At 52.8% G+C, this 14,839-nt stretch carries 11 protein-coding genes; 10 read left to right on the forward strand and 1 reads right to left on the reverse strand.

The window, feature by feature from the left end; all coding sequences use genetic code 11:
* Nucleotides 1-63 precede the first annotated feature (63 nt).
* From rgy to TSP01S_RS07120, 4 genes are read left to right on the forward strand one after another with little or no spacing between them, the layout of a single operon-like run.
* Nucleotides 64-3,390: a reverse gyrase gene (gene rgy, locus TSP01S_RS07105; RefSeq protein WP_041077404.1), complete on the forward strand. Its 3,327-nt coding sequence runs from the start codon at nt 64-66 to the stop codon at nt 3,388-3,390.
* A 50-nt stretch (nt 3,391-3,440) separates the two neighbouring features.
* The gene (locus tag TSP01S_RS07110) at nt 3,441-4,364 is read left to right on the forward strand and encodes an inorganic phosphate transporter (RefSeq protein ID WP_041077405.1); all 924 of its coding nucleotides are present in this window, start codon (nt 3,441-3,443) and stop codon (nt 4,362-4,364) included.
* Nucleotides 4,365-4,414: 50 nt separating this feature from the next.
* Entirely contained in the window at nt 4,415-5,377 is a 963-nt protein-coding gene (locus TSP01S_RS07115) for a TAXI family TRAP transporter solute-binding subunit (protein ID WP_041077406.1), read from the forward strand.
* A gap of 45 nt (nt 5,378-5,422) precedes the next feature.
* Nucleotides 5,423-7,273, forward strand: coding sequence for a TRAP transporter permease (locus tag TSP01S_RS07120; RefSeq protein ID WP_041077407.1), 1,851 nt, complete (start codon nt 5,423-5,425; stop codon nt 7,271-7,273).
* Nucleotides 7,274-7,297: 24 nt separating this feature from the next.
* On the opposite strand, the gene TSP01S_RS07125 is transcribed toward TSP01S_RS07120, so the two are convergent.
* Entirely contained in the window at nt 7,298-8,104 is an 807-nt protein-coding gene (locus tag TSP01S_RS07125; protein ID WP_171816813.1) for a sugar phosphate isomerase/epimerase family protein, read from the reverse strand.
* 135 nt (nt 8,105-8,239) lie between these two features.
* Between TSP01S_RS07125 and TSP01S_RS07130 the strand changes: the two genes are divergently transcribed.
* The 6 genes from TSP01S_RS07130 to TSP01S_RS07155 all read left to right on the forward strand — a co-directional run bounded on the left by TSP01S_RS07130 (nt 8,240) and on the right by TSP01S_RS07155 (nt 14,797).
* Nucleotides 8,240-9,508, forward strand: coding sequence for an exopolysaccharide biosynthesis polyprenyl glycosylphosphotransferase (locus TSP01S_RS07130; protein WP_041077408.1), 1,269 nt, complete (start codon nt 8,240-8,242; stop codon nt 9,506-9,508).
* Nucleotides 9,508-10,497 carry a mannose-1-phosphate guanylyltransferase gene (locus TSP01S_RS07135; RefSeq protein ID WP_041077409.1) on the forward strand — a complete coding sequence of 330 codons (990 nt, stop codon included), beginning with the start codon at nt 9,508-9,510 and terminating at the stop codon, nt 10,495-10,497. Before TSP01S_RS07130 ends, TSP01S_RS07135 begins: the two co-directional genes overlap by 1 nt.
* A 31-nt stretch (nt 10,498-10,528) precedes the next feature.
* Complete coding sequence (locus tag TSP01S_RS07140) at nt 10,529-11,347, forward strand: glycosyltransferase family 2 protein (protein ID WP_041077410.1); 819 nt, start codon at nt 10,529-10,531, stop codon at nt 11,345-11,347.
* Nucleotides 11,344-12,504 carry a GDP-mannose 4,6-dehydratase gene (gene gmd / locus TSP01S_RS07145; protein WP_041077411.1) on the forward strand — a complete coding sequence of 387 codons (1,161 nt, stop codon included), beginning with the start codon at nt 11,344-11,346 and terminating at the stop codon, nt 12,502-12,504. The genes TSP01S_RS07140 and gmd overlap by 4 nt, the downstream gene beginning before the upstream one ends.
* Nucleotides 12,505-12,519: 15 nt before the next feature.
* The gene (locus TSP01S_RS07150; RefSeq protein ID WP_041077412.1) at nt 12,520-13,590 is read left to right on the forward strand and encodes a GDP-L-fucose synthase family protein; all 1,071 of its coding nucleotides are present in this window, start codon (nt 12,520-12,522) and stop codon (nt 13,588-13,590) included.
* 79 nt (nt 13,591-13,669) lie between these two features.
* Nucleotides 13,670-14,797 (forward strand): glycosyltransferase family 4 protein, encoded by a 1,128-nt coding sequence (locus tag TSP01S_RS07155; protein WP_041077413.1) that lies wholly within the window; start codon nt 13,670-13,672, stop codon nt 14,795-14,797.
* The last annotated feature ends 42 nt before the right edge of the window (nt 14,798-14,839 follow it).

A 14,839-nucleotide genomic window follows, 5' to 3' on the forward strand; every position in this document is an offset into this window, starting at 1 on the left:
TCATTTTCTCGCCCCGCTCCCGGCGGGGCTTTTTTGCTACAATCGTGAGAGTGAGGTGACAACATGCCACTCGCCGTTTACGATGCGCTCTGTCCAAACTGCGGTGGCAGGATCGAAGCGGAAAGGCTCCAGGAGGGTCTGGCCTGCGAAAAGTGCCTCCCGGAAATCGAAAAGGGAGACCTGTGTGAACTTTTGAAAGAAAAAAAGTTCTACAGCTTCGTGTGCGAACTTGCAGAGAAAGAGCGACAGTTTGCGGAATTTTTTGAAGAAAGGGTGGGCAATCCTCCGTGGTCACTGCAGAGGCTCTGGGCGAAGCGCGTCTTTCAGAAACAAAGCTTCGCCATCGTTGCACCCACGGGTGTGGGAAAAACCACCTTCGGTGCGGCCATGGCGAGTTTCCTCGATGGCAAATCTTACATACTCGTTCCGACGCGGATGCTCGTTGAACAGGTGAAAAACAGATGCGAATCCTTCACGAACAAAAGGGTGGTTGCCTACACAGGCAAAGAGAACGAAAAGAAAAAGATCGAGCAGGGCGACTTCGACATCCTCATCACCACGAACATGTTCCTCGCGCAGAATTTCGACATACTCGAAGATAAAAGGTTCGAATTCATCTTCGTTGACGACACAGACTCGCTGCTGAAGTCAGGAAAGAATGTGGACAAAGTTCTGAGGCTACTCGGCTTCGATCAGTCCCACATCGAACTGGCGCTGAAGAATCAGCTCGAAAGCCCACCTGAGAACACGGCGGTGCTCGTCGTGTCTTCCGCGACCTTGAAGCCCAGGACGAACCGCGTGGTGCTGTTCAGAAAGCTTCTCGGTTTCGATGTCTCGCCCGTTCGGATCTCGGTGAGGAACGTTTTAGACAGTTTCGTCGAGGTGGAAGACGAAGAAACGGCTCGCGCGCAGCTTCTTGATTGGATCGAGAGGTTCGGAAGAGGCGGGCTCGTTTACGTGAGTTCCAGATTTGGCAAAGAAGGGGTCGAAGAACTCGTATCGTGGTTGAAAGAACACGGGGTGCGGGCGGTCAGCTACGAAGACTTCGATCCAGAAAGTTTCAGAAAAGGAGAATTCGAAGTCGCCGTAGGGATCGCCCTGCCCAACAACAGCCTGGTCAGGGGGCTCGACCTGCCAGACACGATCCGCTACGCGATATTCTTCGACGTTCCCCACCTCACCTTTCCGCTCAAACTCGAGAACGAGAACGTTCAGCGCTCACTGCTTCTCGCATTGAGAAATTTTGTGAACGACGAGCGGATCGAAAAATATCTGAAGGTCCTGTCCGGACGCGTTTCACTGGCCCAGAGACAACAGATCGAGAACTTTCTTGCAGAACTTTTGGAAAAGAACGAAACCGTCGAAAAGCTCAAGAACTCAGAGGACATATTGATAGGGGAAAGGGAAGAAGGACTGTACGTGAGCTTCGCGGACGCCGCGACGTACCTGCAGGCTTCCGGTAGAACCTCGCGCATGTTCGCCGGCGGCGTGAGCAGGGGGATAAGCCTGATCGTCCACTGGAACGAGAGACTGTTCAAGAACCTCAAAAAGAGGCTCAGACTCTTCTTCGACGATGTCGACTTCATCGACGCGAAAGAAATAGACTGGCAGCAGGAACTGAAAAGAGTCGACGAAGACCGTGCAACGATCGTGAAGGTCCTCTCATCAAAAGCTGCGACGCAGATCTCTGTGAAATCGACCCTCGTGGTTGTGGAATCGCCGAACAAGGCGAGGACCATCGCCCGCTTCTTCGGAACACCGCAGATGAGGTTCGTCGACGATGTTCCGGTCTGGGAGACGACCACGGGTGATCGGCTGATCGCCATCACCGCATCGCTCGGTCACGTTTTCGATCTGGTCGAGGATGAGGGCATCTACGGCGTGGTTGAGAAGGACGGCGAATACGTTCCCGTCTACACGAGCATAAAGGTCTGCGAAGAGTGCAACGAACAGACGACCGCACAAACCTGTTCGAAAAAGCATACCAAGATGAAGGACAAACTGAACCTGGTGAACGCCTTCAGAAAACTCGCCGTACAGTTCGACGAAATATTGATCGCCACGGACCCGGACGCGGAAGGTGAAAAGATCGCCTACGATCTGACCATGGCGCTGAAACCCTTCAACCGAAACATCAGGCGCGCCGAGTTCCACGAGGTAACCAAGCCCGCGTTCAGACGCGCCATAGATGCCCCGAGAACGATCGATCTTAATTTGGTGAAGGCTCAGCTGGCGCGCCGGATCCTGGACAGGTGGGTCGGGTTCTCACTGTCCAGCAAGCTGTGGCGCGCTTTCAAGAGGTACGATCTGTCCGCCGGCAGGGTCCAGACCCCCGTGCTTGGATGGATCATCGAACGGGACGAGCTCGCGAAACAGAAGAAGGCCATCGTCAGGCTCTTCGCGAAAGATGAGAAAAACAACGGCGTGTGGCTCAATCTCGAGCTGGAAGATGCGAGCCACGTGAAAAACCTGTTGAACAAACTCGCGGGAAAGAAGATCGAGCTCGTCGAAAGTTTTGAGGAAGAAATACACCCGCCCTTACCTTACAACACCGCGTCCCTGCTGAGCGAGCTGGGTGGAAGGCTCGGTTGCTCGACCCTCATGGACATCCTTCAGGAACTCTTCGAACAGGGTCTGATCACCTACCACAGAACCGACAGTTTCACCGTCTCGGAGATCGGGATAAAACTCGCCGAACAGATCATCCTTGAAGAATTCTCCAGAGAACTCTTTTTCCCACGAAGAAATCCATCCGCCAGGGCGCACGAGTGTATCAGGATCACGAAGCGTCTGAAACCGGAAGAGCTCAGGCTCTGGATCGAGCTTGGAAGGGTGCAACTGTCCCTTCCGAAACAGGCCCAGCTCGTTTACGGTGCGATCTACAGAAGGTTCCTCGCCTCTCAGATGAAGCCCGTCAAAGTGTTGAAGAAAAAATTCAAGCTCACACTCGGTTCACAGACCTTCGAATGGGAACTGATCGACACAGTTCTGGAACACGGCTTCGATCTGATCATGCCACTGAAGACTCAGCACACCGAAGGCGATGTGACGATAGTTTCAGCGAACGTGAGGTTCGTCCCGAAAGTCCTTCCGTTCACACAGGGAACCCTCACGAAGCAGATGCAGGAAAGAGGGCTGGGCAGGCCCTCAACCTACGCGAAGATCGTTCAAACCCTGCTCGATCGTGGCTACGTGGTTCAGAAAGGTGAGTACCTCTTCCCCACCGAGCTGGGTGTGAGGGTCTTCGCCTGGTTGAAACGGCATTATCCTGCGTTCGCCGCCGAGTCCCTGACACACGAGCTCGAAGAGAAATCCGACCTCATAGAGCGCGGTGAGATGGACTATCAGCAGCTCATCAGATCGCTCAGGAACAGTGAACTTTTCTCCTGACGCGTGCTAAAATACTATTCACACGGTTCTGAATCGAGAGGTGTTAAAAGATGCTGTACGTGGCCGCGGCAGTTTTTCTCGGCTGGATCCTCGGGGCGAACAACACCGCGTCCATCCTTGGACCCGCTATCGCCACGGGAGTGTTTCACCATAGAAAGATCACGCTGATCGCTTCCATCTTCGTCGTGCTCGGAGCGCTCGTGAACGGTCATGAAGGTTTGAGAAACGTTTCCTCGCTGGGTTCAGCTGGCCCGTACGACGGTGTGATCGTGCTTCTCTGTGCCGGTATTTCGATGTTGCTTCTGACCAGGCTCGGCTTTCCCGCCTCGGCCTCACAGACGGTTTTCGGCGGCTTGGTCGGAGTTGGCCTGGTAAGGATCGGTGCCGAAAGTATGAACTGGCACACGATCGTGAAATTCATGGTGAGCTGGATCTTGACACCCTTTTTCGCCGCCATGATCGCTTTTTTCATCTACCACGTACTCGCACTCTGGTTTCGCACGATCCACAAAACGCACCTGCAGGACCTCTTCATCTACGCCGCATCGTGGCTCGCGGGCCTGTACGATGCCTACGCGCTCGGTGCCAACAACGTTGCCAACGTGACGGGCCCCGTGCTGACTCACTTCAACTCGATCGAACTCGCGGCTTTCCTCGGAGGTTTATCCATAGCCTTCGGAGTCCTCACCAGCAGCAGGCGGGTCATCGACACGGTCGGAAAACAGATCGTTGCGCTCGATCATTTCTCCTCAGTCGTTGCGATGCTCGCGCAGGCGACCACCCTCTTCACCTTCAGCTTCATCGGAGTACCGGTGGCCGCATCCCAGGCCATCGTGGGCGGTGTGATCGGTGCAGGTTACGCGAGGGGCGTGAAACTGTCGAGTGGAAAGACCGTGCTGTGGATGGTGAGCGCGTGGCTCCTCGCCCCGATAGTTTCAGGTGTGTTCGCCGCGTCGCTGTGCAGAATTCTCTGACCGGGTTGATATAATTCTTTTGATCTTTCAACCTTTCGGGAGGTGAGCGTATGAAGAAGTTGTTGATCTTCGTACTGATGTTCAGTCTGCTGAGTTTGGTCCTGGCAGAAAAGTGGCCCGCGCAGTTGAGGTTCGTCTCTGGACCGTCCGGTGGAACGTGGTTCGCCCTCGGTGGTACACTCGCTGGAATGTGGACTCAGAACGTCATACCAACGACCAGCGGTACGGGTGGTGGAACGTCTAACATCGTCACCATCTCCAAAGGTCAGGCCGACATAGGACTGACCACGCTTTCTGTGTTCAACGCGGCTGTGAAAGGGATCGACCCGTTCAGCGAACCGATCAAGGGCACGGTGCTGTTCGCGAACCTCTACAGACAGTACGCATACTTCATCATGAGGAAAGACTACGCCACCAAGAACAACATCAAAACCCTCGGAGATGTTATCAAGAAAAAGCTGCCGATCAGGTTCGCCACCCTTACGCCCGGTACCGCTTCCGAATTTGTCATCAGGTTGCTCTTCGAAAAGGGCTACGGCGTGAGCTGGTCGGACATCAAGTCCTGGGGCGGTAGAGTTTCGTTCGCATCGTACACGGACGGCGCAAACCAGCTGTGTGACAACCAGCTGGACATGTTCGCGTTCCAGATAAGCAGGGTTGCGTCGGTGATCATGGACATCGAAAGCCGAACGGACGTCGTCATACTGCCCGTGGACGAGGAAGCCATTCAGGCCCTCGCGGATTATCTTGGCACGACCAAGTTCTACATCGAACCAGGAGTGTACAAGAGCGTCACCGAGCCCATCCCGACCGTTGGAGATTACACCTGTCTCGTGATCAGAGAAAACCTGCCTGAAGACCTCGTGTACAAGCTCGCAGAAGCCCTCTGGAAGAACAAGGAACAGATCGCCAAAGCCTTCGCCGACATGGCCGAACTGAACCCGAAAGAAGCCGTCGCCGGGAACGTCCCGACGCATCCCGGCGCCCTGAAGTTCTGGTCGGAGCAGAAGTGAATCCCGAGGGGGCTTTTGCCCCCTCATTTTGACGGGGTGATGAAGATGCGCAAGCTCCACGGGGCAACGTACTATTTCGCGTTCTTCTCGCTCGTCGCGATGGCCATTTTTCACATATACACCGCAGTTTTTGGCACCCTCGAAGCTTACCTGCAGAGGAACATACACTTGGCCTTCGCCCTGCCTCTCGCGTTCATCTTCTATCCTGCGACGAAGAACAGCCCGAAGGACAGAGTCCCCTGGTACGACTGGCTCCTTGCAACACTCGCTCTGCTGCCGTGTTTGTACGCCATCGTGAACTACGAAACGATCATCTACAGAATGGTCCAGGTGGACGAGGTCACACCCGTTCAGATCCTGCTCGGCACGATCCTGGTGATCACGATCCTCGAGGCAACCCGAAGGATCGTCGGTCTGGCGCTGACCATCCTCGCAGCGGCATCGGTCTTTTACATGTACATAGGCCACCTTCTGCCGGGCGAGTTCAAGGGCATGTACGTCACTTACGACAGGATCATAGAGCATCTGTATCTGACGGGTGAGGGAATCTTCTCCACGCCACTCGGAGTTTCCGCCACGCTCGTCATGATGTTCCTGATCCTCGGCGGTTTTCTCGAGCACAGCGGTGTGGGCGAATACTTCATGGACCTGTCGAAAGCCCTGGCCGGTAAGGCTGTGGGAGGACCCGCAAAGATCGCGGTGGTGAGCTCTGGATTGTTCGGAAGCATCTCTGGCTCAGCCGTTGCGAACGTGTACGCGACTGGCACCTTCACCATACCGATGATGAAACAGCTCGGCTTTTCTCCCGTTTTCGCGGGTGCGGTCGAGGCCGTCGCAAGCAGCGGTGGACAGATCATGCCTCCCATCATGGGAGCTGCAGCGTTCATAATGGCTTCGTTTTTGGGAATTCCTTACAGGCAGGTGATGATCGCCGCCCTGATTCCTGCCGTCCTTTACTATTTCTATGTGTTCATGTCGGTCCACGCGAGGGCCGTCAAGCTCGGCTTGAGGGGCCTTCCCGACGAGATGATCCCCAGCGTGAAGTACGTGTTGAAAAAACTCTACGTGCTCGCACCGATCGTCGTACTCGTCATCATGATCATGAGAGGTTATACTCCAATGAGATCAGCGTTGACAGCCCTGATCGTGAGCTGGCTCGTTTCTCTCCTCGATAAGAGATACCGCATGGGTCCGAAGAGAATTCTGAACGCTTTGTTCGACGGTTCCAAAAACATCTTCGTCGTGGCGATCGCCTGTGCCGCTGCGGGTATCGTCGTGGGCGCCGTCACCCTGACGGGCATCGGGTTCAAGCTGGTCAGCTTCATATTCAGTCTCGCTCAGAACGTTCCCTTCATGGCGCTGATCATGGTCATGCTGATGGCCATAGTGCTCGGAATGGGTCTGCCGACGACGGCAGCCTACATAGTCGCTTCTGCCCTGGCTGTTCCTGCGCTGATAAATCTCGGCTTCAAACCTTTGGCATCACACATGTTCGTCTTCTACTACGCCGTCTTCTCAGCGATCACGCCACCCGTGGCGCTCGCAGCCTACGCGGCCAGTTCGATCTCCGGAGCGAAGCCTTCCGACACGGGTTATCAGGCGTTCCGTCTGGGTATGATCGCCATGATCATCCCGTTCGCGTTCATGTACGATGCCGGCTTTCTGCTCCAATCGAACTGGTTGAACAACCTTTTTGCGATCGTGGCGGGTCTGGTTTCTGCGATGGCGCTGAGCTACGCGATCGAAGGCTATTTCAAAACCAAGCTCACACTCGCGATGAGATCGTTACTGGCCGCGCTCGGAGTTCTGGTGCTCTTACCTGTGCTCTGGCTCAGGATCGTCTGCATCTTGGCCTTCGTGCTGGTCTACACGATGTTCACGATCAAAAAAGCTTGAAGGCGCCGCGGGCGCCTTCTTCATTCAGCTGTTCTGTACAAAGACTTTGAGTTTCTCGAAGGCTTCCCTCGCCACCTCGCACGCGTTCAACTGCCAGTAGCGCTCGTTGAACAGCTCCACACTCACAGGACCAGAATAACCTATCTTTCTCAAGGTCTTGAAAAAATCCCTCAGCGGCAAGATCCCGTCGCCCGGCATGAGTCTGTCAGAGTCTTTCACATCTTCGAGCTTCGGCAGATCGTTGACGTGCACGATGACGATCTTCGAAGCGTCTATCCGTTCAAGATCTTCCAGCTTCGAACCACCCGCGAAGAAGTGACACGTATCGATTATCAGATCGACGTTGTCTTCACCAACCTGCTCGACGATCTTCCAGGCGAGAACGAGCGTGTTCACCGAACAGTCTGGAAATCCGAGGAACTCGAAACCAAGTTTCACCTTGAACCTTCCCGCGATGCGTGCCATCTGTTTGAGCACCTCAACGGATTCCTTCACGACCGTTCCCTCATCGAGCCTTTCTCTGACAAATCCCGGCACGACCACGATGGCTTCCACGTTCAGCGTGTTCGCAAGTTCGCACAGCCTTTCACACTCTTTGAACTTTTCTTCTCTGTTCGAAAACGTCGCTTGCTCGATCGAATTGATCGTCACGGGTTTCAACGCGTTCTGCTCGAACAATTCTTTCACCGCTTCGACGCCGTCACTCTCGATCGTGTCAAACAGCTTGCTCTTCCATATCTCGAGCATCTCGAAACCAGCCTTCTTTGCACAAACGATGTCTTCGGCGAGGTTCGCCCCCATCGTCGTTGCCCCGTTGAACGCGAACTTCAAACGCTTCACCCCCAACACTATCATAGCTCAGCACGTGGAACGATCCCGGGATCTCACTTCCAGACGATCGAAGCCCGAAAAAGGGTGTGTTAAAATTCAGGATGGATCGTAAAAAAAACGCTTGGGGGAAGATGGGTGAAGAGATACAGCTCCTTTGCGCTCTATCTATCGAACTACGTCGCCCTGGCGCTCATCTATCTGATCCTGACCAGATCGCTCGCAGGTTCAATCCTGACCGCCATCACCGCGTGCATTTCTCTGTTTTCCTTCAGAGTCTTCGACAAAGAAAATCTGAGCGATTTCAACCAGCTCATCGTGAGATCTTTCATCGCGCTGCTGTTTGCAAACGTTGTGAACTACGTGATCGCCCGCCTGATCTATCTGTCCTTCTTCGGTGGAGTAGGTAGAGTGAGGCTGGCCCCACTGGGCGTGCACACGATCGTTTCAACCTTCGCAGTATCGCTCCTCAGTTATTATCTTTTCAAATTCCTCAAAAAAAGAGTTAGGCCAGGAAACTGCGCCGTGATCGGCCGCAAGGACGAACTCGATGAACTGCTCAGAGAAATAGAGCAGAAGAGCGATGAGTACAGGTTCGTTCAGTTCATCGAGAGCGAGGAAGATCTCAAAAAGATTCGAGACGATGTAACGGGCGTAGTCGTGGCGGATTACTCGATGTACGAATCGCTCCGATCACGCCTTTCCACAATGAACAATCTTGAAATCGTCTTTCTCCCACACATCGCCGAAAGCGTTTTGAAGAGAATCCCGCTCGCCCTGGTGGACAGGTTCAAAGCTTACTACGAAACTTCTTTCAACCGCGTCGTGGAGAGCGCACCGAAGAGAATTCTGGACGCTGTCTTCGCCACCCTGGGTCTGATCGTCACATCACCCGTGATGCTGATCATCGCCATCCTGATCCTTCTGGAAGACGGAAGGCCTGTCATCTACAGACAGAAACGTGTGGGCAGAGACTCTAAGGAATTCGAATTCATAAAGTTCCGCTCGCTCAAGCAGGAAGGTTTCGATCCGTCCGATCCGAACAGAAACATAGAACAGAGAGTGCTCAAAATCGGCAAATTCATTCGAAAATACAGACTCGACGAACTGCCCCAGCTATGGCTGGTGCTCAAAGGCACGATGAGCCTGGTCGGACCCCGTCCGGAGATGGTAGAATACCATCTGCAGTGTGCAAACAAAATACCCTACTATCTCTACAGGCTCAAGCTCAAACCCGGCCTCACTGGCTGGGCGCAGATAAACTATCGGCACACCACTACTTTGGAAGAGTACAGAACCAAGCTCGAGTACGATCTTTACTACGTTAAGAACCATTCTGTGTGGCTGGATCTGAACATCGTGCTCAGAACTTTTGAGGCCGTGATCTTCAAGCGAGGTGCGCGGTGATGAAATGTGTCATCCTGGCGGGGGGTAGTGGGGAGCGATTCTGGCCTCTGTCGACGAAAGAAACTCCGAAGCAGTTCTTGAAGCTCTTTTCGAACAAAACCCTTTTGAGGGAAACCTTCGAAAGGATATCCTTCAGGTTGAAACCACAGGACATCTACATCGTCACGAACCATTCTTACGCCGAAGCCACCTACAGAGAAATACCCGAACTTCCGAAAGAAAACGTACTGCTCGAACCGGCGAAGAAGAACACTGCTCCCGCATGCACGTACGCGACTCTGATGTTCGCTCCGGAAGAGATCGTGTTCATCGTTCCATCGGACCACTACATACCAGAGACTGAGAAATTCTGGCGGTGCGTGGAGATCGCCGAGCGGTTTTTACAAACGCACGAAGGTATCATCACCTTCGGAGTAGTTCCGAGTCGTGTCGAAACGGCCTACGGTTACATTGAGGCGGGTGAGCAGATCGAACCGGGCATCTTCAAAGCTAAAAAATTCCACGAGAAACCGGACCGTGACACCGCCTCCATCTACATAGAACGGGGCAACTACTTTTGGAACAGTGGTATGTTCATGTACAGGGTGAGCTACTTCATCGAGCAGATGAAGAAGCACGCACCGCAGGTGATAGGACCTTTCTTGACGGAGAAAGACACGAAAAAGATCTACGAACAAACACCATCCATAAGCATAGACTACGCCCTCATGGAAAAAGCCGACAGGATCTTCATGGTGAGAGCAGATTTTGTCTGGTCGGACGTTGGCAGTTTCAGATCGCTGAAAGAACTCGGTGTGGCCAATTCGAAGCGAGCGGTCGTGATGAACGGAGAAAATCTGTTCGTGAAAACGAGCAAACCAACGATCGTGATAGGCGTCAGCGATGTCGCTGTGGTCGAGAGTGAGCACGGAATACTGGTCTGCAGGATGGACCAGCTGGATAAATTGAGAGAAGCGCTGAAAATGCTTGAAACAGATGCATCAACGTAGCGTTGAAGCAGACAACGCAGGAGGTATTCCCTTGGAAACGTTGATCAGCATCGTTACACCAACCTACAACGTAAAAGAAGAACTGCTCGACACACTTTTATGCGTGTCTGAGATAAAAAGGCTCGATCCATCGATCGAGTATCTGATCATCGATGGAAACTCACAGGACGGCACGCTGGAACTCATCACCGAGTACCATCGAAAAGGCGTGGTCGACAGATTCATCTCCGAGAGAGACAGCGGTGTGTACAACGCGCTGAACAAAGGCATAAAGATGAGCGCTGGAAAATACATCCTGATCGTCGGGGCTGGCGACACGCTCGTTCCAAGCAAGTTCAAGAAAGTCATGGAGATAGTCCGTGAAGAAGCACCTGACGTCGTCTACGGCGATCAGCTCATGATAGATCCAGAAACGAAAAAGGTTCGCAGATGTTTCATCCCTGGACCTTTCTCGATAGAAAAACTGAACTTCGGCTGGCATCCACCGCACGCGAGTACGCTTGTGAGAGCAGACCTTTTGAAATCCATAGGCGGTTTCGACGAAAGGTACCGAATAGCGTCCGACATAAAGATGCACTGGCAGGTGTTTTCGAAGGCAAACACTGTGGTGTACGTACCCGAAGTTTTATCGATATTCCGTCTCGGCGGCATGAGCAACGCGAGCCTCAAAAACATCGTGAAGGCGAACGTTGAAAGCTACAGGATAGCGAAGGAACTCAAATTCAAATTCCCGGCGTTCGTCGTGCTCGGCAAGATGCTGTGGAAAACGAAGATGAAATTCCTCACACCGTTCGTGAAGATCGATGAGGAAGTCAGACAGTTTCTCGAGAGGGGCGTCATGAGAGCATGAAGAAAGCCCTCATAACGGGGATCACGGGCCAGGATGGCAGTTTCCTTGCGGAACTGTTGCTCGAGAAAGGCTACGAAGTTCACGGCATAATCCGTAGAAGTTCCTCCTTCAACACGGCGCGCATAGATCATCTTTACCGCGATCCTCACGAAAAGGACGTTCGTTTGTTTCTCCACTACGGAGATCTCACAGATTCCACCAACCTGATCCGCCTGCTTCAGCAGATCCAGCCGGACGAGATCTACAACCTCGGTGCCCAGAGCCACGTGAAAGTTTCGTTCGAGACACCGGAATACACAGCCAACGCGGACGCGCTCGGTGTGCTCAGGCTGCTTGAAGCCATCAGGCTGCTCGGCATGGAAAAGAAGGTGAAGTTTTACCAAGCCAGCACGTCCGAACTGTTCGGGAAAGCCGTCGAAGTTCCACAGAAAGAAACGACACCGTTCTATCCGAGGAGCCCATACGCCGTCGCCAAGCTCTACGCCTACTGGATAACCGTCAATTACAGGGAGGCTTACGGTATCTTCGCCTGCAACGGTATACTCTTCAACCACGAATCGGAGAGAAGGGGTGAAACCTTCGTCACCAGAAAGATCACCCGCGCCGCAACCAGGATACTCGTCGGCACGCAGAAGAAACTTTACCTCGGAAACCTCAACGCGGTGAGGGACTGGGGCTACGCGAAAGATTACGTCGAGGGCATGTGGCTCATGCTGCAGCAACCTGAGCCCGACGATTACGTCCTCGCCACCGGTGAAGGCCACACCGTGAGGGAATTCTGTGAAAGGGCGTTCAGAGAGATCGGCATCGAACTGGAATGGGTGGGCCACGGTGTCGATGAAAAGGGCATCGTGAAAAATGTAGACAGGTATAAAACGCAGGAGCACGTTGAAAAACTGAAAGAAAAGCATCCCGATCTCAGGAACTTCAAACTCAGCGTGGACCATTTGAAAAAGGGTGACATCGTCGTGGAAGTCGATCCGCGCTACTTCAGGCCGACGGAAGTGGACCTTCTCATCGGCGATGCGACGAAGGCGAGAACAAAACTCGGCTGGAAACCGCGCGTGAGCTTCGAAGAGTTGATAAAGATCATGGTCGAACACGATCTGGGTCTGGCGGTCAAGGAGAAGTGGAGAAACGAGCGCATCAACGAGTGATACCGGGGTGGGACCGTGAAGAGGGATTCGAAGATATACGTCGCGGGCCATAGGGGAATGGTCGGCAGTGCGATCGTGAGAAAGCTGAAGGAAAAAGGATACACGAACATAATCGTGAAGACCCACCAGGAGCTCGATCTGACGGACCAGAAAGCGGTGCGCGAGTTCTTCGAACAGGAGAGGCCCGAGTACGTCTTCCTCGCGGCTGCGAAAGTCGGCGGCATCCTCGCGAACATGACCTACAAGGCCGATTTCATATACCAGAACATCATGATCGCAGCCAACGTGATCGAGGCTTCGTACAGATACGGAGTCAAGAAACTCCTCAACCTCGGCTCGTCCTGCATCTATCCCAGGCACGCGCCACAGCCCATGAAAGAAGAATACCTGCTCACAGGACCGCTCGAACCGACGAACGAACCCTACGCGATAGCGAAGATCGCAGCGATAAAGTTGTGCCGGTACTTCAACGAGCAATATGGGACGAATTTCATATCCGTGATGCCCACGAACCTCTACGGTCCCAACGACAACTACAATTTGGAAACGGCCCACGTGCTACCGGCGATCATGAGAAAGTTCCACCTCGCGAAACTGCTCATGAGGCAGGACTGGGATGGATTGATCAAGGAGATGAAGAGATACCCGCTCGGTTTCGGGCTGGACGGCAGGATAGACTTCAGCAGTAAAGACAGCGTCCTTCAGGCGCTCGAAATGGTGGGCGTGAAAAAGAACAGCGTGGTCGTTTGGGGAACCGGAAACGTCTACAGAGAATTTCTTCACGTCGACGATCTCGCCGACGCGTGCGTGTATCTGATGGAAAACGTCGATGCGGAAGACATGAGAAAGATCTGTCCAGACTATTTCGTGAACGTCGGAACCGGTGAAGACATCATGCTCAACCATCTGTACGAGCTGGTGAAAAACATCGTGGGATACGAAGGTGAGATAGAGCACGACACGAGCAAACCAGACGGAGTGGTGAGGAAGCTTCTGGACGTTGGCAGATTGAGAAGCTTGGGATGGAGACACAGAATCACGTTGAGTGACGGTGTGAGAAAGGTTTACACGGAAACTTTCAGTTGAGATGTGATCGTTCATTTGGTTTGGGAGTTTCGGTGTGACTTTCCAGCTGAGTGCCCCAGGGCTTCACGGGAGGTAAACGATGCGCGTAGGTATCAACTTACTCTGGTTGAAACCGAAAGCCATAGGTGGGGTTGAGGTATTCGTCAAGAACCTGCTGAGAGGCATCGATGAATTGTCTCCAGACATGGAATTCGTTGTGTTTGTCAACCGCACGGCGCTCGACTACGTGAAGTCCTGGAGGATAAGCGATCGGTATCGACTGGTCGTGAAAGATGTGGATCCTTTCAACGTCTTCAGAACGTTGATCTACCAGCGTCTGCACATGAAGAAATTGTGCGAGGAATACAGGATCGATCTACTGTACCATCCTACCCCGATTTACCCGATTGGAAAGATCAGGAAAGCCAAGCAAATGGTCACCATTCATGATCTACAGTTTCTCCATTATCCACAGTACGCGACGAAACTTCAAAGACTCAAATATCTCTACTCGTGGAAGAAATGCCTTCAACATGCGGACAAAGTGATCGCCATTTCGAACTTCACCAAACAAGATATACTGAACAACTTCCACGTGAAAGAAGACAAAATCACTGTCATCCACAATCCCGTGGTTCTACCGGAAACGCCGGCTGACTTTTCAGAAATCAGCAAACGCCTCGGTGTTGGGAAGAAGGAATATTTTTACACCATAAGCTCCCTGCTGCCACACAAGAACACAGAAGTCCTCATAAGGTTGATGAAATTGATAGAACAGGAAAAACCACTGGCACTTCCCAAAAAATTGATCATCTCTGGTATCGGAAAGATGCGAGGAACGAGGCTTGAACGAATGATCAACGAATTCGGTCTATCGGACCGGATAATATTCACCGGTTTCGTCAGTGACGAAGAAAAACGAGCCCTCCTGGAAAATTGTTACTGCTTTCTTTTTCCAAGTCTTTTCGAAGGTTTCGGAATGCCGCCAGTTGAAGCGCTGATGCTGAACGTACCGGTCGTAACAACGAAGGCAGGAGCCATTGAAGAAACCACCATGGGTCTTGCAATATATGTGGACAACCCTACTGACGAACGAGAATGGCTCGAAAAGATCGTGCACCAAGTACCGAAGTTCAGTGTCGTTGATGCAGACCGCTTGAAGGATGAGTACGACTTCAGAAATATATGCCAGCGGTATATAAATGTGTTCTACGAACTTGGCGGTTGAGATAAATGTGCCAAGTGGTAAAGCCGTATTTCATGTGATGTG

Origin of the sequence: Thermotoga caldifontis AZM44c09 (genome assembly GCF_000828655.1) — a bacterium.
In the GTDB taxonomy this organism is placed as follows: Bacteria; Thermotogota; Thermotogae; order Thermotogales; family DSM-5069; genus Pseudothermotoga_A; species Pseudothermotoga_A caldifontis.

Bases quoted from the DNA above. Each gene is read 5' to 3' on its own strand.
- rgy (WP_041077404.1), top strand. From the start codon at position 64: ATGCCACTCGCCGTTTACGATGCGCTCTGTCCAAACTGCGGTGGCAGG.
- gmd (WP_041077411.1), top strand. From the start codon at position 11,344: ATGAAGAAAGCCCTCATAACGGGGATCACGGGCCAGGATGGCAGTTTC.
- TSP01S_RS07135 (WP_041077409.1), top strand. From the start codon at position 9,508: ATGAAATGTGTCATCCTGGCGGGGGGTAGTGGGGAGCGATTCTGGCCT.
- TSP01S_RS07115 (WP_041077406.1), top strand. From the start codon at position 4,415: ATGAAGAAGTTGTTGATCTTCGTACTGATGTTCAGTCTGCTGAGTTTG.
- TSP01S_RS07155 (WP_041077413.1), top strand. From the start codon at position 13,670: ATGCGCGTAGGTATCAACTTACTCTGGTTGAAACCGAAAGCCATAGGT.
- TSP01S_RS07110 (WP_041077405.1), top strand. From the start codon at position 3,441: ATGCTGTACGTGGCCGCGGCAGTTTTTCTCGGCTGGATCCTCGGGGCG.
- TSP01S_RS07120 (WP_041077407.1), top strand. From the start codon at position 5,423: ATGCGCAAGCTCCACGGGGCAACGTACTATTTCGCGTTCTTCTCGCTC.